The sequence below is a fragment of the Nonomuraea sp. NPDC005501 genome (assembly GCF_040605905.1).
In the GTDB taxonomy this organism is placed as follows: domain Bacteria; phylum Actinomycetota; class Actinomycetes; order Streptosporangiales; family Streptosporangiaceae; genus Nonomuraea.
The window spans coordinates 1-20,757 of the sequence record NZ_JBEXDT010000087.1; the positions used below are offsets into that span (position 1 = coordinate 1).

General features: G+C 71.2%; 22 protein-coding genes. 3 read left to right on the forward strand and 19 right to left on the reverse strand.

The window, feature by feature from the left end; translation table 11 throughout:
• The 7 genes from ABZS51_RS32800 to ABZS51_RS32830 form a co-directional block, all read right to left on the reverse strand.
• The coding region (locus ABZS51_RS32800) for a DEAD/DEAH box helicase (protein ID WP_355449241.1) at positions 1 to 1,612 on the reverse strand (1,612 nt) is incomplete at its 3' end.
• A 95-nt stretch (positions 1,613 to 1,707) separates the two neighbouring features.
• Positions 1,708 to 2,622, reverse strand: a complete 915-nt coding sequence (locus ABZS51_RS32805) for a YegS/Rv2252/BmrU family lipid kinase (protein ID WP_355449244.1) — start codon at positions 2,620 to 2,622, stop codon at positions 1,708 to 1,710.
• 16 nt (positions 2,623 to 2,638) lie between these two features.
• The gene (gene tatC, locus ABZS51_RS32810) at positions 2,639 to 3,529 is read right to left on the reverse strand and encodes a twin-arginine translocase subunit TatC (protein WP_310709064.1); all 891 of its coding nucleotides are present in this window, start codon (positions 3,527 to 3,529) and stop codon (positions 2,639 to 2,641) included.
• Positions 3,530 to 3,570: 41 nt separating this feature from the next.
• Positions 3,571 to 3,888, reverse strand: a complete 318-nt coding sequence (tatA, locus tag ABZS51_RS32815; protein ID WP_355449247.1) for a Sec-independent protein translocase subunit TatA — start codon at positions 3,886 to 3,888, stop codon at positions 3,571 to 3,573.
• A gap of 62 nt (positions 3,889 to 3,950) precedes the next feature.
• On the reverse strand, positions 3,951 to 4,118 hold the full coding sequence (locus ABZS51_RS32820) for a hypothetical protein (protein ID WP_310709062.1): 168 nt from the start codon (positions 4,116 to 4,118) through the stop codon (positions 3,951 to 3,953).
• Positions 4,115 to 5,080, reverse strand: coding sequence for a WYL domain-containing protein (locus ABZS51_RS32825; RefSeq protein ID WP_310709061.1), 966 nt, complete (start codon positions 5,078 to 5,080; stop codon positions 4,115 to 4,117). Before ABZS51_RS32825 ends, ABZS51_RS32820 begins: the two co-directional genes overlap by 4 nt.
• Before the next feature lie 37 nt (positions 5,081 to 5,117).
• Positions 5,118 to 6,092, reverse strand: coding sequence for a WYL domain-containing protein (locus ABZS51_RS32830; RefSeq protein WP_310709060.1), 975 nt, complete (start codon positions 6,090 to 6,092; stop codon positions 5,118 to 5,120).
• A 38-nt stretch (positions 6,093 to 6,130) separates the two neighbouring features.
• Between ABZS51_RS32830 and ABZS51_RS32835 the strand changes: the two genes are divergently transcribed.
• Positions 6,131 to 7,213, forward strand: coding sequence for a DUF3866 family protein (locus tag ABZS51_RS32835; RefSeq protein WP_310709059.1), 1,083 nt, complete (start codon positions 6,131 to 6,133; stop codon positions 7,211 to 7,213).
• Here ABZS51_RS32835 and ABZS51_RS32840 read toward each other — a convergent pair.
• The 8 genes from ABZS51_RS32840 to prcB form a co-directional block, all read right to left on the reverse strand.
• Positions 7,159 to 7,638, reverse strand: a complete 480-nt coding sequence (locus ABZS51_RS32840; protein ID WP_355449251.1) for a DUF3291 domain-containing protein — start codon at positions 7,636 to 7,638, stop codon at positions 7,159 to 7,161. The two genes, ABZS51_RS32835 and ABZS51_RS32840, sit on opposite strands and share 55 nt — an antisense overlap.
• Before the next feature lie 33 nt (positions 7,639 to 7,671).
• The gene (locus tag ABZS51_RS32845; RefSeq protein ID WP_355449255.1) at positions 7,672 to 8,334 is read right to left on the reverse strand and encodes a helix-turn-helix domain-containing protein; all 663 of its coding nucleotides are present in this window, start codon (positions 8,332 to 8,334) and stop codon (positions 7,672 to 7,674) included.
• A 61-nt stretch (positions 8,335 to 8,395) separates the two neighbouring features.
• Entirely contained in the window at positions 8,396 to 9,337 is a 942-nt protein-coding gene (locus ABZS51_RS32850) for an FKBP-type peptidyl-prolyl cis-trans isomerase (protein WP_355449258.1), read from the reverse strand.
• 84 nt (positions 9,338 to 9,421) lie between these two features.
• The gene (gene pafA, locus ABZS51_RS32855) at positions 9,422 to 10,780 is read right to left on the reverse strand and encodes a Pup--protein ligase (protein WP_355449260.1); all 1,359 of its coding nucleotides are present in this window, start codon (positions 10,778 to 10,780) and stop codon (positions 9,422 to 9,424) included.
• A 293-nt stretch (positions 10,781 to 11,073) separates the two neighbouring features.
• Positions 11,074 to 11,706 carry a hypothetical protein gene (locus ABZS51_RS32860; protein ID WP_355449263.1) on the reverse strand — a complete coding sequence of 211 codons (633 nt, stop codon included), beginning with the start codon at positions 11,704 to 11,706 and terminating at the stop codon, positions 11,074 to 11,076.
• Positions 11,707 to 11,797: 91 nt separating this feature from the next.
• Entirely contained in the window at positions 11,798 to 12,757 is a 960-nt protein-coding gene (locus ABZS51_RS32865) for an SIMPL domain-containing protein (RefSeq protein ID WP_355449266.1), read from the reverse strand.
• 363 nt (positions 12,758 to 13,120) lie between these two features.
• Positions 13,121 to 13,960 (reverse strand): proteasome subunit alpha, encoded by an 840-nt coding sequence (prcA, locus tag ABZS51_RS32870; protein ID WP_355449269.1) that lies wholly within the window; start codon positions 13,958 to 13,960, stop codon positions 13,121 to 13,123.
• 20 nt (positions 13,961 to 13,980) lie between these two features.
• Entirely contained in the window at positions 13,981 to 14,829 is an 849-nt protein-coding gene (prcB, locus tag ABZS51_RS32875; protein ID WP_355449271.1) for a proteasome subunit beta, read from the reverse strand.
• A 206-nt stretch (positions 14,830 to 15,035) separates the two neighbouring features.
• Here prcB and ABZS51_RS32880 point away from each other — a divergent pair, with 206 nt between their 5' ends.
• Positions 15,036 to 16,145, forward strand: coding sequence for a DNA polymerase IV (locus tag ABZS51_RS32880; RefSeq protein ID WP_355449273.1), 1,110 nt, complete (start codon positions 15,036 to 15,038; stop codon positions 16,143 to 16,145).
• Here ABZS51_RS32880 and ABZS51_RS32885 read toward each other — a convergent pair.
• Together ABZS51_RS32885 and ABZS51_RS32890 are read right to left on the reverse strand one after the other, a co-directional pair.
• Positions 16,121 to 17,128, reverse strand: a complete 1,008-nt coding sequence (locus tag ABZS51_RS32885) for an endonuclease domain-containing protein (RefSeq protein WP_355449276.1) — start codon at positions 17,126 to 17,128, stop codon at positions 16,121 to 16,123. The two genes, ABZS51_RS32880 and ABZS51_RS32885, sit on opposite strands and share 25 nt — an antisense overlap.
• Before the next feature lie 32 nt (positions 17,129 to 17,160).
• The gene (locus ABZS51_RS32890) at positions 17,161 to 17,370 is read right to left on the reverse strand and encodes a ubiquitin-like protein Pup (protein ID WP_355449279.1); all 210 of its coding nucleotides are present in this window, start codon (positions 17,368 to 17,370) and stop codon (positions 17,161 to 17,163) included.
• Positions 17,371 to 17,518: 148 nt separating this feature from the next.
• On the opposite strand from ABZS51_RS32890, the gene ABZS51_RS32895 reads away from it, so the two are divergent.
• On the forward strand, positions 17,519 to 17,926 hold the full coding sequence (locus ABZS51_RS32895; protein ID WP_355449282.1) for a hypothetical protein: 408 nt from the start codon (positions 17,519 to 17,521) through the stop codon (positions 17,924 to 17,926).
• A gap of 82 nt (positions 17,927 to 18,008) precedes the next feature.
• Here the strand turns inward: ABZS51_RS32895 and dop are convergent, their stop codons facing one another.
• Complete coding sequence (dop, locus tag ABZS51_RS32900) at positions 18,009 to 19,523, reverse strand: depupylase/deamidase Dop (RefSeq protein WP_310709047.1); 1,515 nt, start codon at positions 19,521 to 19,523, stop codon at positions 18,009 to 18,011.
• A gap of 86 nt (positions 19,524 to 19,609) precedes the next feature.
• Positions 19,610 to 20,734, reverse strand: coding sequence for an acyltransferase (locus ABZS51_RS32905; protein ID WP_355449285.1), 1,125 nt, complete (start codon positions 20,732 to 20,734; stop codon positions 19,610 to 19,612).
• Between the last annotated feature and the right edge of the window lie 23 nt (positions 20,735 to 20,757).

Below are 20,757 nucleotides of genomic sequence, written 5' to 3' on the forward strand. Positions count from 1 at the left end.
CGAGCTCATGGGCCCGGCGGATGGTCGCCGTCCCCTCCTTCTCGTCCGAGGGCCCGTACGCCAGGGAGATCCCCATCGCGCCGTACCCCAGCGCCTCCTCGTGCTTGCGCAGCTGCTTGGCCAGGCCGACGACCGCCCGGTCCGCCTGGAACTGCGCGAACGACTCCTCCAGCAGCGTGCGGGCCCGCTCGCGGCCGAACTGGCCGACGAGGTTGACGGCCATGTTGTACGAGGGCTGGAAGCTGGAGCGCAGCGGGTAGGTACGGGTGCCGGCCAGGCCGGCCACCGACAGCGGGTCCATGCCGAGCTGCCACAGCACCACGGCGTGGCCCTCGACGTCGATGCCGCGCCGTCCGGCCCGGCCGGTGAGCTGGGTGTACTCGCCGGGCGTGAGATCGGCGTGCGTCTCGCCGTTCCACTTGTCGAGCTTCTCGATCACCACGGTGCGCGCCGGCATGTTGATGCCCAGCGCCAGCGTCTCGGTGGCGAACACGGCCTTGACCAGGCCACGGGTGAACAGCTCCTCGACGACCTCCTTGAAGGCCGGCAGCATGCCCGCATGGTGGGCGGCCAGCCCCCGCTCCAGGCAGTCGCGCCATTCCAGGTAGCCCAGCACGGCCAGGTCCTCGTCGGGCAGGTGCGCGGTGCGCTCGTCGACGAGCTGGCGGATCTCGTGCCGCTCCCGCTCGGTGGTGAGCCGGATCCCCGCGTACAGGCACTGCGCGACGGCCGCGTCGCAGCCGGCCCGGGAGAAGATGAACGTGATCGCCGGCAGCAGCCCCTCGGCGTCGAGCTTCTCGATCACCTGGGCGCGGTCCGGCGGCCGCGAGCGCTGCGGCCGGCCGTAGCCGCGCCTGCCGCGGCCCGCGCCGAGCCGCTCGGCGTCGCGGGTGACCCGCATGAGCGTCGGGTTGATGCGGGGCACGTCGTCGTCGGTCATGAACATGTCGTAGATGCGGTTGCCGACCATCATGTGCTGCCACAGCGGCACCGGCCGGTGCTCGTCGACGATGACCGTGGTCTCGCCGCGCACCTCGCCCATCCACTCGCCGAACTCCTCGGCGTTGCTGACCGTCGCCGACAGCGCGACCAGCCGCACCGACTCGGGCAGGTGGATGATGACCTCCTCCCACACCGCGCCCCGGAACCGGTCGGCGAGGTAGTGGACCTCGTCCATCACCACGAACCCCAGCCCGGCCAGCGTCGCCGACCCGGCGTAGAGCATGTTGCGCAGCACCTCGGTGGTCATGACCACGATCGGGGCCTCGCCGTTGACGCTGTTGTCGCCGGTCAGCAGGCCCACCTTGGCGGTGCCGTAGCGCTTGACCAGGTCGTTGTACTTCTGGTTGGACAGCGCCTTGATGGGGGTGGTGTAGAAGCACTTCTGCCCCTGCTCCAGGGCGAGGTGGACGGCGAACTCGCCGACGACCGTCTTGCCCGAGCCGGTGGGGGCGGCCACCAGAACGCCGTCGCCCGCCTCCAGGGCCCGGCAGGCGTCGATCTGGAAGGGGTCGAGCTCGAAGTCGTAGAGACCCCGGAACGATCTCAGAGCGGCCCCGTCGTCTCCGAACCTCTCGCGGAAGGCCGCGTACCGTTCCGCTGGCGTCGTCATGACGTCAGCCTATCGAAACCACCATTCCGGTCCGTCCCGGTGCGCTCCGCGCTTCGCGGCCGACGCCTTTACGTTGTAGATCCCGTACCCGGGGCTCAGGCGATGACCTGGAGCACTCCCGGCAGCGCCTCGCAGGTCACCGGGCCGGTCCCGAGCCGTTCGCCGTCGGCGTAGGCCGGCACGTCCGGCGCCTCCAGCCGCACGTGCCGCGCCCGCCGGACCGTGACGGACGGATGGCCGACATGCGTGCCCCGGTAGACGCCCGGGAAGACCCGCAGGAACTCCGCCACGCCCACCGCCCCGACCACGACCACGTCCAGCAGCCCGTCGTCGGGCCGCGCGCCCGGGCAGACCCGCATGCCGCCGCCGTAGGAGTGCGTGTTGCCGACCGCCACCAGCACCGCGTCACGCTCGACGACCTCCTCGCCGTCGAGGGTCACGCGGAACGGCACCGGCCGGAACGCGCGCAGCTCCGCCAGCACCGCCCGCACGTACCGGGCGCGGCCGGAGGGCCACGTCAGCCGGTTGGCGCGCTCGTTGACCCGGGCGTCGAAGCCGCAGCACAGCACGCCGGCGAACAACTCCTCCGCCGCGCCCTTCCCGACCGGGCTCTTCCCGGCCGGGCCGGTGACGGCGCGGGCCGCGTCGACCGGCCGCGTCCTCATGCGCAGCACGGTGCGGGCCGCCGCCATCGGGTCCGCGGGCACGCCCAGCCCGGTGGCGATGTCGTTGCCCGTGCCGGCCGGGATGATGCCGAGGGGGACGTCGGTGCCCGCCACGGCCTGGACGGCCAGATGGACCAGCCCGTCGCCGCCGAAGGCCACCAGCGCGTCGGGCCGCTCGGCCACGCACGCGCAGGCCCGTTCGAGGGCGTCGGCGGCGTCGGCCCCGGCGATCACGGAGACTTCCGCGCCGCCCATCCGCAGGCGGCGCACCACGGGCTCCAGCAGGCGCAGCGCGCGGCCGCCCCGGGCCGCGGGATTGACGAGCAGGGCGAGTCGAGGGGACACGCCCGGAACCTATCGCCTATCTGCCCGAACCGGAATCCTCTTCCACTGTGCCCGTGTCCTCCGGCAGCGGCGACGCCTCGTCGTCGGACAGGTGGGAGAAGTCCTCACCGGACGGCGCCCGCTTCTCGCGGAGGTACATGAACGCCTCCGCCAGGAAGTACAGCACGACCATGGGGGCGGCGAGCGCCATCATCGTCAGCGGGTCCCCGCCCGGCGTGATCACCGCGCCGAAGACGAACATGAGGAACACCACCGTGCGGCGGTGCTTCTTCACGGTCGCGTGCGGCAGCACGCCGATGATGTTGAGGAAGACCAGCAGCAGCGGCAGCTCGAACGAGATGCCGAAGATCACCAGCATGATGAGCACGTAGCTGACGTACTCGTCGATCTGGATGATGGCCACCGTGTCGCTGGGCGCGAACCCCAGCAGGATGCCGAGGCTGGTGTCCATGATGAAGTACGCCAGCACCGCGCCGACGAGGAACAGCGGGATGGCCAGGCCCAGGAAGGCCAGCGAGTAGCGCTTCTCGTTGCGGTACAGGGCGGGCGTCACGAACGCCCAGATCTGGTAGAGCCAGACCGGTGAGGACACGACGATGCCGACCATCGCCGAGACCTTCAGGGTCAGGAAGAACGACTGGAAGATGCCGCCGTAGGTCAGCGTGCAGCCCGCGCGGAGCTGGTGCGCCTGCGGCGTGGCACAGAACGGCGCCTTGATGAACGCCCACACCGGATCGAAGAAGATCCAGCCGATGATGATCCCCACGATCACGGCGGCCGTCGCGATGAGCAGCCGGTTGCGCAGCTCCCGCAGGTGGTCCATCAACGGCATGCGGGCGTCGGCGTCGGGGTCGGGCTCCGGCCCTTTGCCGCTCGACTTGCCGCTCGACCGTTTCAGCAGCGCCATCTACCAGTCCAAGGTGACGAGGGGACGAGGAGGGAACAGACTCAGACCTGCTTGTCGGCCTTGGCCGCGGCACGCAGCCTGGCGGCCTGCTCCTCCAGCTGGCGGGCCTGCTCCTCGGCCGACAGCGCCGGCGCCGGCGGGATCTGCTGGGCGGCGGGCTGCGGCTGCGGCTGGGCCTGCGCCTGCACCGTGGTCCGCTGCTCGTCCTCGTCGTCGTCGCGCAGCTTCGCCGTCTCCGACTTGAAGATGCGCAGCGACCGGCCGACGCCCCGTGCCATCTCCGGCAGCTTCTTGGCACCGAACAGCAGGACGAGCACCAGCGCGATGATCAGAAGCTCAGGAACTCCGAGGTTAGACATGTAACGTCCTTACCGGTTAGTGCGTTTGCAGCCATGATGGTACGCCGCCCGGGGGCCGGTCTTCATCCCCCCTGACCCCGCAATCCGGCCGAGTGGGACTCGATCGCCGCCCGCGCCACGGCCACCTCTCTGTTCAGACTACGCGCCGCGGCGGACACCCGTACACCTGCCCAGGCGAGCATTCCCAGGCCGGCCAGGGCCAGCACCGCCGCCACCACGATCCACGTCATGACCGGTGAGCGTACCGGGCCAGCGCCGCGTCGGCCTCTTCACGCACCCGCGCGGCCATCGACGGCGGCGAGACGATCCTGCCCGTGTCACCGAGCCGCAACGCAAGTTTCACCACCCAGTCCTCGTCCCGAGCCCGCAGCGTCACCCGTAGACGGCCCTCGCCGAGCTCCTCGGCCCGCTCGCACGGGTAGTACTCGGCCACCCAGCGTCCAGCGGCGGTGACCTCCAGCTCGACCATCTCGTCGGTGGGCGAGGGCCGGAAGACGCCCTGGGCCACGTCGATCGGCTCGGCCCCGGCGGGCGGGTCGGCGGGCACGTCGAGCACGTCCACGCCGAGCATCCGGTCGAGCCGGAACAGCCGCATGGCCTCGGCCCGGTAGCACCAGCCCTCCAGGTAGGTGCGGCCGTCGGCCACGACCAGCCGCATCGGGTCGACCTCGCGCGGCGTCACCTCGTCGCGGCCGGGCACGTAGTAGCGCAGCGACAGCCGCCGACGGCCGGTCAGCGCCTCGCGGACCCGGGGCAGCGCGTCGGGGGCGGCGTCCACGTCCACGGCGACCTGGCTGCTCACCGAGGACGCGCCCTCGCCCGCGGCCCGCTCCAGCTTGGCCACCACGCGCGGCAGCGCGTCGCCGGGGACCTCGGCCAGCTCCGGCATCGCGGCCAGCATGCGCAGCGCCACGAGCAGCGCGCTGGCCTCGTCGATGCCGAGCCGCAGCGGCCGGGCGATGGTGTCGGCGTTGTCGATGAGGATCTCGCCGCCGTCCCAGGACACGTCGATGAGGTCGCCCGGGGTGTGGCCGGGCAGCCCGCACATCCACACGAGCTGCAGGTCGTCGATGAGCTGCTTCTCGCTCAGCCCGAACACCTCGGCGACCTCGCCCACCTGGGCGCCCGGGTGGGACATCAGGTACGGCACGAGGGCGAGCAGCCTCGGCAGCCGGTCGGCGGAGCCGCTCACACCGCCCCCTCGCCGGGCGCGGATCCGGTCATGCCGGTCATGCGAGGGCTCCCTTCAGTCTGCTGATGACGGCCTCACGGGCGTCCGGCGGCTCGACGACCTCCACGTCGGAGCCCAGGCTGGCCATCCACCCGGCCAGCCGCTCGGGGTCGGAGAAGGCCAGCTCCGCCTCGTCCCACTCCGCCGGCTCCTCCCGTGCGGGGCGGACGGCGCGGGCGAGCTGGCGCAGCCCCTGGCAGGTGCCCCGGCGCACGAGCACGACCGCCACGCGCTCCTCCATCGTGGACTCCTCCGGGAAGTCCACCATGGCGCGCAGGTCCACGCCCTCGGGCACCTGGACGGCGCCGGGCCGGCCCACGGTGGCGACCTGGCCGGTGATGCGGCTGAGCCGGAAGGCGCGCGGCGCCTGCCGGTCGCGGTCGAACCCGGCGAGGTACCAGCGCCCGCGACGGCTGACCACGCCCCACGGCTCCACGGTGCGGGCCCGGACGCTCTCGCTGCCGGCGCCGCGGTAGTCGAAGCGCACCGCCCGCCGGTCGCGCACGGCCTCCCACAGCGGCGGGAACGCCGGGTCGCGGGTGTCGACGCGCAGCTCCAGCACTCCCGTCTGGCCCAGGCCGCCGACGGTCTCGTCGGTGGCCACCCCGCCGGCGCGCAGCTTCAGCAGGGCGCCCGAGGCGGCCTCGGCCAGGCTCGCGCGCTGCCACACCTGGGCGGCCAGGCCCAGCACGGCCGCCTCGTCGGGCTCCAGGGTGATCTCGGGCAGCTCGTACGACTCGCGCCGGATGCGGTAGCCGGGCTCGTCCTCCCAAGGGTCGCGCACCACGTCGATGGGGATGCCGATCTCGCGCAGCTCGTTCTTGTCGCGCTCGAACATCCGCTGGAACGCCTCGTCGCCGTCGCGGTCGTAGCCGGGCACCGCGTGGCGGATCTGCTCGGCCGACAGGGGACGGCTGGTGGCGAGCAGGCAGATCACCAGATTCAGCAACCGCTCGGTCTTACGGCGCGACATCTGCCTCACTCCTCCTTCATCGACGCTACCCTGCCCCCGTGATCAGATGGCGCAAGGGCGAGGTCGTGCGGATCCGCCGCGAGTGGCCGGGAGCGGTGGAGCTGGACGTCGCCGTACCCGAGGGGCGGTGCCGGGCGCTGGCCTATCCGGCTCTGGTGGGCCGCCCGGAACCCGGCGACGAGGTGCTGCTCAACACGACGGCACTCGCGATGGGTCTCGGTACGGGAGGTTACGCCATGGTGGTGGCCGTCCCGAACCGTTTACCGGAAGATCCCCAAGGGCCGGGGCACCTGGTGAAGGCGCGCTACACCCCGATGCAGGCGACGGTGCTCGGCGCGGACGAGCAGGACTCCCCTCATCACGAGGTCCTGCGCGAGGCGGACTCGGTCGACGGGATGCCCGTGGTGGTGGCCGACCTGCACTCGGCGCTGACGCCGATCCTGTGCGGCCTGTACGAGGCGGTGCCCGGGGGCGCGGGCGGCGGCGTGCGGGTGGCGTACGTGATGCAGGACGGCGGGGCGCTGCCCGCGTGGTTCTCGATGGCGTGCGCGACGCTGCGGGAGATCGGCTGGCTGGCCGGGGTGGTGACGGTCGGGCAGGCGTTCGGCGGCGACGTGGAAGCGGTGACCACGCACACCGGGCTGCTGGCGGCCCGGCACGTGCTGGAGGCCGACGTCGCGATCGTGGCCCAGGGTCCCGGCAACCTCGGCACGGGCACGCGGTGGGGCTTCTCCGGCGTGTCGGCGGGCGAGGCGGTCAACGCCGCCGCCGTGCTGCTCGGCCGGCCGGTGGCGGCGCTGCGGGTCAGCGAGGGGGACCGCCGCGAGCGCCACCTCGGCGTGTCCCACCACTCGCTGACCGCCTACGGCCGCGTGGCGCTGGCGCGCGCCCGCGTGCCGGTGCCGCTGCTGCCGGGCGAGTTCGGCGAGCGCGTCCGCGACCAGGCCGAGCTGCTGGCCGTACGGCATGAGCTGGTGGCCGTGCCGGTGGACGGCCTGCACGAGGCGCTGCGCGACTCGCCGGTGCGCCTGTCGACGATGGGGCGGGGCCTGGAGGAGGACCTGGCCTACTTCCTGGCCTCGGCGGCGGCGGGCAGACTCGCGGCCTCGCTGCTGTCGTAGGGCTCCTGGAAGGTGAACGCCTCAGGGCCGGGCCCGTGGGCCTTGAGGCGTTCCAGGCGCTCCATCCCCTCGGCCAGGGTCGGGATGTACCCCTCGGGCACCCACCACAGCACCACGTACGGCTCGGCGATGCGCAGGAACCACTCCCTGCGCCGGCGCAGCACGCCCAGATGGGCGCTGCGGTAGACGAACGACCACAGCGCGTCGAGGGACTCCCACAGCGAGAAGGTGACGAGCAGGTGGTCGCCGTAGTCGTGCGTGATCGTGGCCGTCGGGTCCTCCTCGCTCTCCTTCATCCGCCACACGAAGCCGGGGGCGCTGTCGGCGAGGTTGTTGATCGGCTCCAGGAGCTCGACGAAGGAGGCGAGCTCGGGCCCGTCGATGGGCGCGCGCGCATGGGCGACGTTGAGCTGGGCTAGGTGCATGGGGCTCAGCACACCACGCCTCGCGCTTCTATGTCAATCTTCATTTGTTTTAGAAGGCCGAGGCGGATCGGCGAGGGAGACACAGCACTCCCCCGGCCGGGGATCCAGCTCGGCCCGCTCCGGGCGGTCGCCCAGGCCCTCCAGGAGGCCCTGGCACAGCGCGAGGTTCATCGAGCACACCAGCAGAGGCTGTTCCTGTGACAGCGCGTGGAAGGGGCAGTTGCGCAGGCGCAGCCTGCCCGCTTCGGTGTACGGCTCGTAGCCCCGATCGCGCAGCACCGCCTCCAGGGGCTCGCCCCGGTGGCCACGGGCCATCCGGGCGCCCGCCGCCCTGGCCGCCTCCTCCGCCCGCTCCTCGGCGCCCAGCGCGTCCACCACGCCCGCCAGCACGGAGGCCAGCACGCCGTAGTCGCGCGGCGGCAGGCTCACCGACCGCTCCCCCGAGGCCCGCCGGTACACCTTCGCCGGGCGCCCGCTGCCCGGGCCGCGCCGCTCCTGCTGCCTGAACCCGCTCTCCAGCAGACCGGCCTCGACCAGCTTGTCGAGGTGGTGGCCGGCGAGGGTCCTCGACACCCCGGCGGCCTCCGCCGCCTCGGCCCGGCCCACCTCGCCGCCGCCGCCCGCCACGGCCTCGTACAGGCTGCGCCGCACGGGGTCGTGCAGCAGGGACAGGGCCTCAAGGTGGTCTTCGCGCACAGCCGGAGTCTAGGCCGCGCCGGCGCCCTCCCCGGACGCCGGCGCGGCCCGCTCACCTACGTCAGTAGGCCGACAGGACGTCCACCACGAACACGAGCGTGCTGTTGGCCGGGATGCCCTGCTGCTCCTGCGCGCCGTAGCCCAGGTCCGGCGGGATGCTCATCACCACGCGGCTGCCGACCGGCACGCCCACGAGGCCCTTCTGCCAGCCCTGGATGACCCCGGACAGCGGGAACGACGCCGGCTGCCCCTTGGCCCAGCTGGAGTCGAACTCCTTGTCGGTGCCCCAGATCTTGCCGGTGTAGTGGACGGTCAGGGTGTTGGCCGCCTGCACCTTCTGGCCGGTGCCCTGGATCAGCGTCTTGACGACGAGCTCCTTCGACGGCTTCTCACCGGTCTTGGTGGTCAGCGTCGGGGCCTTGTCACCGCCGGGGCTGACGACCTTGACGCCCTTGATGCTGTCGCCGGTCTCCTTGCCGGCGGCGGCCTTCAGCGGCTCGGGCGGCGCGCCGACGACGTCGATGACGAACACCTTGGTCGGCTGGGCGGCCTGCGTCTGCTGCGCCTGCTGCTGGGCGGAGTCGGCCGCCATCACGGCCAGCAGCCGGCCGCCGTGCTTGACCTTCGAGAAGCCGTCGCGCAGCACCTGCGGGAGCTGGTCGGTGACCGGGATGGTCTCCGGCTGCTTGGTGTCGTAGGAGGAGCCCTGGAAGGCGTTCTGCTTGCCGTCCCAGTTGTAGACGGTCAGGTTGACGATGACCTGGCCGCCCGTCTTGACCGCCGGGCCGGTGCCCGGGGCGATCACCTCGTACGACGACTTGGTGGCGGGCGTGCCCGAGATCGTCACGGTGGGCTTGACGCCCACGTTCCCGGTGACCTTCACGCCCGCCGAGCCGCTTCCGGCCCCGTCGGAGCTGGAAGCGGTGCTCGGGGCGTCGGAGCCGCACGCGGCGGCGAAGAAGATCAAAGGCACGGCGGCCAGGACGGCCAGGGCGCGGCGCATGGAGTTCCCTCGGTGGCGACAGCAGATTCGCGTCACCCTATCCGACCGTCGGGTAGGGCCGAGGTAAACCGGCGGGTAAAGCGGCTACATCCCGGCGATGAGCTTGTCCACCCGCTCGTCCACGCTGCGGAACGGGTCCTTGCACAGCACGGTGCGCTGCGCCTGGTCGTTCAGCTTCAGGTGGACCCAGTCGACCGTGAAGTCGCGCCGCTTCTCCTGCGCCTTGCGGATGAACTCGCCGCGCAGCCGCGCCCTGGTCGTCTGCGGCGGCACCGACTTGGCCTCGAAGATCTTGAGGTCGGACGCCACCCGCTCCACCGAGCCGCGCTTCTGCAGCAGGTAGTACAGGCCGCGCTTGCGGTGCACGTCGTGGTAGGCCAGGTCGAGCTGCGCCACCCTCGGCGAGGACAGCGGCAGGTCGTACTTCTTGCGGTAGCGCTCGATGAGCTGGTATTTCGTCACCCAGTCGATCTCGCGGGCCACCAGGTCGAGGTTGCCCGTCTCGACCGCGGTCAGCGTGCGCTCCCACAGCTCCAGCACCCGCCGGGCGACCGCGTCGCCGCCGCGCCGCTCGACGAAGTCCTTCGCCTTCGACAGGTACTCCTGCTGGATCTCCAGGCTCGACGCCTCGCGGCCGTTGGCCAGGCGGACCCTGCGGCGGCCGGTCATGTCGTGCGAGACCTCGCGGATGGCCCTGATCGGGTTCTCCAGCGACAGGTCGCGCATCACGGTGCCGGCCTCGATCATGCGCAGCACCAGGTCGGTGGCGCCGACCTTGAGCAGCATGGTCGTCTCGCTCATGTTCGAGTCGCCGACGATGACGTGCAGGCGGCGGAACCGCTCGGCGTCGGCGTGCGGCTCGTCGCGCGTGTTGATGATCGGCCTGCTGCGGGTGGTGGCGCTGGAGACGCCCTCCCAGATGTGCTCGGCCCGCTGCGACACGCAGTAGACCGCGCCGCGCGGCGTCTGCAGCACCTTGCCGGCGCCGCAGATGATCTGCCGCGTCACGAGGAACGGGATGAGCACGTCGGCCAGCCGGCCGAACTCGCCGTGCCGGCCGACGAGGTAGTTCTCGTGGCAGCCGTACGAGTTGCCGGCGGAGTCGGTGTTGTTCTTGAACAGGTAGATGTCGCCCGCGATACCCTCTTCGCGCAGCCGCTTCTCGGCGTCGACGAGGAGGCCCTCGAGGATCCGCTCCCCGGCCTTGTCGTGGGTGACGAGCTCGATGACGTTGTCACACTCGGGTGTTGCGTACTCAGGATGGCTGCCCACGTCGAGGTACAGGCGTGCGCCGTTGCGGAGGAAGACGTTGCTCGATCGGCCCCAGGACACGACCCGCCGGAACAGGTAGCGCGCGACCTCGTCGGGCGACAGCCTGCGCTGTCCCCGGAACGTGCAGGTCACGCCGTACTCGTTCTCCAGCCCGAAGATGCGACGATCCATCACCTCACACTATGCCCACGGATCGGCTCGCGGGAGGGATCTTCGGCGTGTTTTGCCGCCCCACGCCCTTCCGGCCCCCCGCCCACCCGCTTCGTCCCACCCCCTGGCCCCACGTCCCCGTCGTCACGCGTCGCGGCCCCTCTCGCGTCCGGCTGTCCTTCCCGGGCATCCGCACGCGGCCCCCCGTGGGCCCGCCGCCGTTCCAGGGGCCGCCCGGACACGGGAACGCCGCCTCCTCCCGGGTGGGAGGGGCGGCGCGTCACGGCTGTCCTGGACGACGGCCCGCGAGGAGGTCAGGGGGTGTAGATCTCCTGGACCTTGACGATCTGACCCTTGTAGACGGTGATCAGGGACGCCTGGCCGTTCTTCTTGTGCCGCTTGAGCAGCACCGAGCGGGAGCAGCGCTTGTCGCCGAGCCCGGTGGAGCGGCTGACCGTCATCTGCGACATGGTGGCCTTGCAGCCGAACGCCGACAGGTACACGACGTCCTTGGCGACGGGCGAGGCGTAGGCCGTCACGTCACCCTCGGGCGGGCCGACGAAGAAGCCCTCGGTCCGGGTGCCCTTCTTCCACCTGATCGGCTCGTACTCGGCGACACTGCCACGGACCACGGTGATCCATCCGCGCAGGATGCCGTCGTGCCGCGAGCGGATGCCCTTGGTGAAGTCGTGCTTCGGGTCCGCCTGGAAGGTCGTCCCGAAGATCTTCGGGGCCTTGAAGTCCGGAATCGGCCGCCGAGCCGCGACGGTCTCGGAGGGGGCTGTGGAGACGCCGGTGAGGGCACCCGTGAAAGTGCCCGTGGAGGCGCCTGTGGAGGCACCCGTGGTAGCGCCCGTGGAAGTGGACGCCCCGGCGACCGCGCCGGAGGTCAGGACCAGGGCCGCGGTGGCGCCGCCCGCGAGAAGCGTACGCAGGGAAGTCTTCACGGACAGATGAGATCCTGCGCCTCCCGCCGGAGTTCGACCCATCAATGGTGACATAGGTCACATTCTCCGGCGGGGGCGTTCACCGGCCGGGTCAGATCAGCTCGTACACCACGTTGACGATCACGGACACCGACGACTCGCCGGGGCTGACGAACGCACCGTCGGCCATCGCGTACTGCCGTGTCGGCGCCTCGGCCTGCTCGTCCATCCGCACGACCCGGCCCACGTGCCGGCCGGCCAGCGCCGCGAGCTGCCGCGCCTTGGCCAGCGCGTCCCGGTAGGCCGCCGCCCGCGCCTGCTGCACGAGCGTCTCACCCTTGGAGATCTCGAACGTGACGCCGTTGATCTGGACCTCGTCGCCGACGGCCGCGACGGCGTCGATGACGGCGTCGGCCCGCGACAGGTCACGCAGCAGCACCTCCACGCCCTGGGAGGCCCGGTAGCCGACCACCTGGGCGCCGTCCTTGTACTCGGCGCCGAGGGTGAGGTTCTCGGTACGCAGGTCGTTCATGGAGATCCCGGCGCCCTGGACGGCGGCGGCGAGCCGGGCCCGCGTGGCCTTGGCGGCGCTGAACGCGGCGGCGGCCCGGTCACGGCGCACCTCGACGCCGACGCTGAGCCGCATGACGTCGGGCGGCGCCTGGACGGTTCCGCGTCCGACGACGGTGAGCTGCGCCGGCTCCCCCGGCCACGTGCCGGCCGTACGCGAGGAGACGCCGGACGACCTCGAGACGTGAGAAGCCGTACGCGAGGAGACGCCGAGCGACCCCGAGACGTGAGGAGCCGTACGCGAGGAGACGCCGGGCGATCCCAGGGCGTGGGGGGACGGACGTGAGGAGGCGCGGGAGGACGGCCCCGGGGAGGCGGGACGTGGCGTGCGGGCGGCGGCCCCGTGGGACACGTGCCCGGCGGGCCGGGAGGCGTGCTGGGTGGCGGGGCGGGCGAGGGAGGGAGACTCCGGCTTGGGCCCGGCGGACGCGAGCGCGGGGACGGCCTGCGCTCCCAGGAGGACGAAGGTGGCGGAGGCCACGACGGCACTCAGTTTGATCATGGGGTCATGGCAGCACCCGGCAGCCCGGCCGCCCCGCCGCCGACACCCGGCCCGCCCGACATTTGACCGAACCCGGCGGCCACGGGGATGGCACCGGGCCGTCCCTTTACCGACGCCCACCGGCCCCCGCCGCACGTGCCCGCACAGAAGCCCGGATGCTCTGCCCATCCGCCCGCTCTGCGCATCCGGCGGCTCTGCCCATCCGCCCGCCAGTTTGCCCGCCCACGCACGCGGGCGCTGGGGGTTCAGGGGGCCGTCGGATGCCGAGCGGCGGGGAGGCGGGCGGCTGGGAGGTGAGCGACGCCGACGGCCTCCACGGCGCGTGGAGGTCGTCGGCGCGGGTGGGGAATGTCGCCGGGGTCGCTACAGGGGCGAGGAGCCGTCGTCGATGTCGCCGTCCGGACCCGTGGGCGGCGGGGTGCCGCCGGACGGGGGCGTCTGGCCGGTGGCCGGGGCGGCGGGGCCGGTCTCCTCGGCGGGCTCCCCGGAAGGCTCCCCGGCGGGGCCGGTGGTGTCAGGGGACGCCTGCGACAGCAGCCGCTCCAGGCGGGCGGCCGTCAGCCGGAGGAACTTGCGGTGCTCCCGGTTGCGGTCCAGCACCGCCACCTCGAGCTGCGCCATCGGCGGCCGCTCGCCCCCCGGCTCGGTCAGCGCCGCCATCGCGACCTCCAACGCGTCGGCCAGCGGCATGCCCTCGCGGTAACGCTCCTTCAGCCGCGTCGACACCGCCTCCGCCTGCCCGCCCATCGCCGCGAAGCCGTGCTCGTCGAACACCGAGCCGTCGAACGTCAGCCGGTAGATCGCGTCACCGTCGGCGGCGTCGCCCACCTCGGCCACCACGACCTCCACCTCGAGCGACTTGATCGACTCGGTGAAGATGCGGCCCAGGTTGGAGGCGTACAGGTTGGCCAGGCCGCGGCCGGTCACGTCGGAGCGGTCGTAGGTGTAGCCGTTGATGTCGGCGTAACGGATGCCGCCGAGCCGCAGCTCCTCGAACTCGTTGTAACGGCCCACCGCCGCGAAGCCGATGCGGTCGTAGATCTCGCTGATCTTGTGCAGCGCCCGCGACGGGTTGGGCGCCACGAACAGGATGCCGTCCTCGTACTGCAGCACGACGACGCTGCGGCCCCGCGCGATGCCCTTGCGCGCGTAATCCGCCTTGTCCCGCATGATCTGCTCAGGGGACGCATATCCGAAAGGCATGGACACCGTGATGGTCCTTTCTAGCGCAGCGGGGCGATGGGGCCGTCAGGAGAGATCAGCCGGGCCTCGAGCATCTGCTCGACGTAGCCCGACACCTGCTCATCCGTCAGCCGGCGGAAGCCGTCGGCGTCGATCACCGACACGATCGGCCAGATCTTGCGCGTCACGTCCGGCCCGCCGGTCGCCGAGTCGTCGTCGGCCGCGTCGTACAGCGCCTGGATCAGCGTCATCACCATGTCGTCGGCCGAGGCCCCGTCGCGGTAGAGCTTCTTCAGCGAACCTCGCGCGAAGATCGAACCCGACCCGATCGCGTCGAACCGCTCACGCTCGTACGGGCCGCCCGCCACGTCGTAACTGAAGATCCGCCCCTCGTCGCGGTCGGGATCGTAGGCCGCGAACAGCGGCACCACCACCAGCCCCTGCATCGCCATGCCGAGGTTGCCGCGGATCATCGTGGCCAGGCGGTTGGCCTTGCCCGCCACCGAAAGGGTGCGGCCCTCCATCTTCTCGTAGTGCTCCAGCTCCACGCGGTAGAGGCGGGCCATCTCGATGCCGGTGCTGGCCGTGCCCGCGATGCCCATGCAGGAGTAGTCGTCGGCCCGGAAAACCTTCTCCACGTCACGCTGGGAAATGATGTTGCCGGAGGTCGCCCGGCGGTCACCCGCCATCACCACGCCGCCCGCGAAGGTCGCGGCGACGATCGTGGTCGCGTGGGGAACCTGGTCACCGATCGGGGTGGCGAGGACCTTGTCACGCTGCGGCAGGATTTCAGGCGCGTACCCCGCGACGAACTCCGTGAACGAGGAACTCCCGGTGTTGTGGAAAAGGTGGTTCACCAAGCCGGCGGGCAGATCCCTGTGCGATGCCACGCGACTCCCTCCCAAAGGTCAGTGTTCCTAGAGCGACCCTACTCATGTTGTGTTGCTGTCTGCACTTCCCACGATCAGCTCACGGCGAACCGGTCACCAGATCGTTTCTTTACACTCGCCAGAGCACCGGCCCCTCCTCCCCGATGCGGCGGCCGCCGCCGGACCCGAAACGGGCGTCAGCGCTCTGAGCGGGACATACTTGCAGCATGTCCACCGTGCCCACCGACTCGACGGGATCCACCGGATCCGGCCGGGACTGGATCCTGCACGTGGACCTCGACCAGTTCATCGCCGCCGTGGAGCTGCTGCGCCACCCCGAGCTGCGCGGCCGGCCCGTCGTCGTGGGCGGCTCGGGCGACCCCACGCAGCCGCGCACCGTGGCCGCCACCGCCACCTACGAGGCCCGCGCGTACGGCGTCCACTCGGGCATGCCGCTGCGCACCGCGCTCAGACGCTGCCCCGACGCCGTCTTCCTGCCCGCCGACCGGCCCGCCTACGAGGCCGCCTCCGAGCGGGTCATGGCCACGCTGCGCGGCCTCCCCATCCGCCTGGAGGTCTGGGGATGGGACGAGGCGTTCGCCGGCACCCGGACCGACGACCCCGAGGCCCTGGCCGCCGAGCTCCAGCGGGCCGTCCTCACCGCCACGGAGCTGACCTGCTCGGTCGGCATCGGCGACAACAAGCACCAGGCCAAGCTGGCCTCCGCCTTCGCCAAGCCCGCCGGGATCTTCCGGCTCACCACCGACACCTGGCGGGAGGTCATGGACGACCGGCCCACGGACGCCCTCTGGGGCATCGGGGCCCGGACCGCCGGGAAGCTCGCGGACCTGGGCCTGCACACGGTCGCCCAGCTCGCCGCCGCCGACCCCGCCGAGCTGGCCCGCCGCTTCGGGCCCACCAACGGCCCCTGGTACCGCTACCTCGCCCTCGGCCACGGCGAGTCGGAGATCGTCACCACCCCGTGGGTGCCGCGCGGTCACAGCCGCGAGACCACCTTCCCCCACGACCTCACCGACGCGTCCGACATCGCCGCCCACGTCGCCACCCTCGCCGGACAGGTCGCCTCGGACGCGGCAGCCGAGAACCGCGCCGCCGTCCGCGTCTCCGTCAAGGTGCGGTTCGCCCCGTTCCTCACCCGCACACGCCAGACGAAACTCGCGGCACCCACCACGGACCCCGCCGAGCTGACCCGCGTCGCCCTCGCCGTGCTCGGCCGGTTCGACCTCACCCGCCCCGTCCGCCTGCTCGGCGTCGGCGTCGAGTACGCCCCGCCCGACGGCGAACAGGCCCCCTACACCCTCACCACCCTGGAATAGAACTCCGACCAGGCATCCTCATCCACCTGCTCCAGCCGCGCGAACTCCTCAGGGGACAGCTCCACCTCGGCGTAGCACTCAGCCTCCTCGGGCGTGGCCGCCTCCACGTAAGCCAGAGCCCGCCGCACCACCCCGGCGTCGTCCCGGAACTGCCCGATCCCCGTATTGCACGGCAGGCAGAGCGCGAAGCGGACATCGCCCGTACGGTGACAATGATCGACATGCTCCGGCGGGCGGTCCCAGCACACCACGCACAGCCCGAACTGGTCGGCGATCATCCGCTCGACGTCCTCGTGCCGCATCCCGTAACGCTGCGACAGGTGGTACGACCTCGTCCGAGCCACCACCCCGCCCGGCCGCGCCTGCGGCGGCACCACGAACTCGGGCCGAAACCCCCATCCATCGAGATAGAAGGCGGCCAGCTCCAGCAGCACGGTGTTGTCGCCGAAGTGCCCCAGTCCGTTGTTGCAGTTGAAGCACAACACGCCGCGCACCCGCCCGCTGCTGTGGCAGTGGTCGACGAACGTGCCCGGTACGGCACGGCAGATGGCGCACAGACCGCCCTGTTCCGCCAGCATGCGGTCGAAGTCATCCTCGGTGATGCCGTAGCGGTACTTCAGCAGATAATTCCGCTCGCTGCCGTGGTTTCTGATCTTGTTGTCGAGCATCACCCGGGCATGGCACGGCTTGCAGTACGCGGTCAGCCCGTCCTTGCTGGATCGGTTACTGCCGAACTCGGCATGTGCCTTGATCTCTTCGCACCTCGGACAGTACTTGTGGCCGGGGGGCGGCTCCACCCGCTCACGCACGACCTTGCCCTGTTCGGCCTTGCGCTTGCGGTAGCTCCGGGTGGAGCGGACCTGGAAGCAGGGCTTGCAGTAGCGCGCACGGCCATCGGCCATGCGCCTGTTGAGCCCGAACTCGGAGAGCGTCTTGGCCTCCCCGCAGTCCGGGCACCGCTTCAAGCCCTCATCGCTTTCCATGCTCTTGTCCTATTTTGCCTGTCCGTTTTGCCCTACTGTCCGCCCTTTTGGACGTAGCTGCGCACGAACTCCTCTGCGTTCTCTTCGAGAACTTCGTCGATTTCGTCCAGGATGGCGTCGACGTCGTCCGTCAGCTTCTCCTGGCGCTCCTGGACGTCGGGCGCCGCCGACGCCTCGGTCTCCTCGACCTCGCCCTCACGCCGGCCGGCCTGCTTCTGACCTCCGGAGTCCCTGTTCGCCATGTCGTACCTCCACTCGGGGGACTGCCTCTTGAGGCATATCTTCCCCGAACCGGGCGACATTTCGCGCCGAAGGACCGGCGATCTTGCCGGTTTGTCTGGATAGCTGTACTATCCAATAGGCCCCAGACGCTCTGCCAGGAGGTTTCCCGTGTCCCCCGCGTCCCTGACCATGGCCGGTGTGCTGCTCATCACCGTGCCGACGATCGCCTTCGGCGGCGTCACCCTGCTGAAGTTCCTCATGCGCGGCGTGCCGGGCTACGTCGACAACCCCGTGCGGCGCGGCCTGTGGCGGGCCGGGCACGCCCACGCCGGCGTGCTGGTGCTGTTCAGCCTGGTGGCCATGCTCTACGTGGACCAGACCGGCCTGCCGGAGGGCCTGAAGTGGCTCGTGCGGGTGCTGATCGTGGCCGCGCCCATCCTGATGCCCCTGGGCTTCTTCCTGTCGGTGATCAGGCCGGGCGACACGAAGCCGAGCCGCCTGATCGGGCTGACCGTCGCGGGGGGCGCCTGTCTGGCCGTGGGCGCGCTGTCGCTGGGTGTGGGCCTGCTGATCTGAGCGGCCGTCGCCTTTACATCGTAGATCAGAGAACGGCGTCCCGGACGAGGGTCGGGACGCCGTGGAAGTGCCGGTGGGAGGGTCAGTCGCCGCCGGTGAGGGCGGCGACCAGGTCGGCCGCGGTGCGGCAGCGGTCGAACAGCTCGCCCACGTGCGCCTTGGTGCCGCGCAACGGCTCCAGGGTGGGGACGCGCTGCAGGGACTCGCGGCCGGGGATGTCAAAGATGACGGAGTCCCAGGAGGCCGCGGCGACCGACTCGCTGTACTGGCGCAGGCAGCGTCCGCGGAAGTAGGCCCGGGTGTCGGTCGGCGGGTTCTCCACGGCGCGCTGGACCTCGTCCTCGGTGACGAGGCGCTGGATGCGCCCGCGCGCGACGAGGCGGTTGTAGAGGCCGCGGTCGGGGCGGATGTCGGAGTACTGGAGGTCGACGAGCTGGAGCCTGGAGTGGGACCAGGGCAGGTTGTCGCGGGTGCGGTAGCCCTCCAGCAGCTCCAGCTTGGCGACCCAGTCGAGCTCGCGGGACAGCTGCATGGGGTCCTCGGCCAGGCGGGTGAGGACGGACTCCCAGCGGTCCAGGATGTCCTTGTTCATCTCGTCCTGGGCGGTGCCGCGCTCCTCGACGTACTTGCGGGCCTGGTCGAGGTACTCCATCTGCAGCTGGACCGCGGTGAGCCGGCGACCGTCGCGCATGGAGATCTCGTAGCGGCAGGTCGGGTCGTGGGAGACGGCGCGCAGCGCCTGGACCGGGTTGTCGACGGCCAGGTCGCGGGTGATGAAGCCGTCCTCGATCATGGCGAGGACGAGCGCGGTGGTGCCGAGCTTCAGGTACGTCGAGATCTCGGACATGTTGGCGTCGCCGATGATCACGTGCAGCCGCCGGTACTTCTCCGGGTCGGCGTGGGGCTCGTCGCGGGTGTTGATGATGGGGCGTTTGAGCGTGGTCTCCAGCCCGACCTCGACCTCGAAGAAGTCGGCGCGCTGGCTGATCTGGAAGCCCTCGCCGCGGGAGTCCTGGCCGATGCCGACCTTCCCGGCTCCGACGACCACCTGACGGCTGACGAAGAACGGGGTGAGGTGGCGGACGATGTCGGCGAAGGGGGTGGAGCGCCGCATGAGGTAGTTCTCGTGGCAGCCGTACGAGGCGCCCTTGGCGTCGGTGTTGTTCTTGTAGAGCTGGATGGGCGCGTTGGACGGGATGGCGGAGGCGCGCTGCGCCGCGTCGTACATGACCCGCTCGCCCGCCTTGTCCCAGAGGACGGCGGCGCGGGGGTTGGTGCACTCGGGCGTGGAGTACTCGGGGTGGGCGTGGTCGACGTAGAGGCGGGCGCCGTTGGTGAGGATGACGTTGGCCAGTCCGAGGTCCTCGTCGGTGAGCTGGCTGGGGTCGGCGACCTCTCTGGCGAGGTCGAACCCGCGGGCGTCGCGGAGGGGGTTCTCCTCCTCGAAGTCCCAGCGGGCCCTGCGCGCGCGGGCCGCCGAGGCCGCCAGATAGGCGTTGACCACCTGCGAGGAGGTCACCATCGCGTTGGCGCCCGGCTGACCTGGTACGGAGATGCCGTACTCGGTCTCGATGCCCATCACCCGACGCACCGTCATGCAGCACCCTCTGTTCGTCCGGATCTGCCTATCCGCCGTTTATATGCCCGAGCCTATGCCCTTCACAGTGCCCCAGGGTCACAGAGTTATGGCACCGACGCCTTTTCCACCTGTACGGCCGGGGCGGGTCGGGCCGGTGAGTGGCGGCGTGGCTTGAGCAGACGCTGGATCGGGCGTTCGGCAAAGGTGTAGACGAGATACGACAGGAGGATCGCCGCGAGCGCGGTCGCGGTCGCGGTGAGCCATGGGGGCAGGCTGCCGGTCAGCCGCGGGACGAGGGCGACCGCGACGGCGGAGTGGAGCAGGTACAGCGGGTAGGTGGTCGCGCCGAGCGCGGTGAGGACCTTGGACGGCTTGAGCCGGAGGAGGCCGAGGGCGACGAGCGCCATCAGGGCGAAGACGAGGGTGATGGTGACGATCACAGAGACGTCGGTCACCGGCATGTTCTTGAATCCGGCGACCTTGATGCGGCCGTGGACGCGTTCGAGGGCGGAGTGGAGGGACATGGCCCATCCGGCGACGACGTAGAGCCAGGGTAACCAGGCGCTGCCGCGCTTGTGGATGAGGTAGAGGGCCATGCCGGCGACGAAGTAGGGGGCGTAGCGGGGCATGACGAACTCGTTGAGGAGGTCGTTGCCGAGCAGTTCGGCGCCGAGCGCTGCGGCGAGCCAGAGGCCGCCGAGGACGAGCACCCGCCCGTAGGTCACGCCGATGATGACGAGGATCGCCATGATCAGGTAGAAGCGGAGTTCGGCCCAGAGCGACCAGTAGACGCCGGCGGCGTCGGTGACGCCGAACAGCCGCTGGAGCATGGTGGCGTTCACGGCGTACTCGCCGGGGGTGAGCTTGGGGTCCAGCGCCTTGGCGCCGGTGAGGCCGTACAGGGCCGCGACGGCCGCCAGGCTCAGCCAGTACGCCGGGTAGAGGCGGACGAGCCGGGAGCGGGCGAACGCGCCCAGGGAGCGGCCCCAGGCGCTCATGAGGATGACGAAGCCGCTGATGACGAAGAACAGCTCGACGCCGAGGATGCCGAGCCCGGCCAGGGGCGCGACGGCGGGGAACAGCTCGGCGGGCCGGTCGCCCCACACGGAGGCGTAGGCGACGAGGTAGTGGAAGGCGAGCACGGCCAGGGCGGCGGCGAAGCGCAGCAGGTCGAGCTCGGCCAGCCGGCCGTCCCCCCGGGCATGGCGCGGCCGGTTGCTGAGATGCACGACCCTTGGACGTCACGTCGATC

Bases quoted from the DNA above. Each gene is read 5' to 3' on its own strand.
- tatC (WP_310709064.1), bottom strand. From the start codon at position 3,529: ATGGCGCTGCTGAAACGGTCGAGCGGCAAGTCGAGCGGCAAAGGGCCG.
- tatA (WP_355449247.1), bottom strand. From the start codon at position 3,888: ATGTCTAACCTCGGAGTTCCTGAGCTTCTGATCATCGCGCTGGTGCTC.
- ABZS51_RS32820 (WP_310709062.1), bottom strand. From the start codon at position 4,118: ATGACGTGGATCGTGGTGGCGGCGGTGCTGGCCCTGGCCGGCCTGGGA.
- ABZS51_RS32830 (WP_310709060.1), bottom strand. From the start codon at position 6,092: ATGTCGCGCCGTAAGACCGAGCGGTTGCTGAATCTGGTGATCTGCCTG.
- ABZS51_RS32840 (WP_355449251.1), bottom strand. From the start codon at position 7,638: ATGCACCTAGCCCAGCTCAACGTCGCCCATGCGCGCGCGCCCATCGAC.
- ABZS51_RS32850 (WP_355449258.1), bottom strand. From the start codon at position 9,337: ATGCGCCGCGCCCTGGCCGTCCTGGCCGCCGTGCCTTTGATCTTCTTC.
- pafA (WP_355449260.1), bottom strand. From the start codon at position 10,780: ATGGATCGTCGCATCTTCGGGCTGGAGAACGAGTACGGCGTGACCTGC.
- ABZS51_RS32865 (WP_355449266.1), bottom strand. From the start codon at position 12,757: ATGATCAAACTGAGTGCCGTCGTGGCCTCCGCCACCTTCGTCCTCCTG.
- prcA (WP_355449269.1), bottom strand. From the start codon at position 13,960: ATGCCTTTCGGATATGCGTCCCCTGAGCAGATCATGCGGGACAAGGCG.
- ABZS51_RS32880 (WP_355449273.1), top strand. From the start codon at position 15,036: ATGTCCACCGTGCCCACCGACTCGACGGGATCCACCGGATCCGGCCGG.
- ABZS51_RS32885 (WP_355449276.1), bottom strand. From the start codon at position 17,128: ATGGAAAGCGATGAGGGCTTGAAGCGGTGCCCGGACTGCGGGGAGGCC.
- ABZS51_RS32890 (WP_355449279.1), bottom strand. From the start codon at position 17,370: ATGGCGAACAGGGACTCCGGAGGTCAGAAGCAGGCCGGCCGGCGTGAG.
- dop (WP_310709047.1), bottom strand. From the start codon at position 19,523: ATGACGGTGCGTCGGGTGATGGGCATCGAGACCGAGTACGGCATCTCC.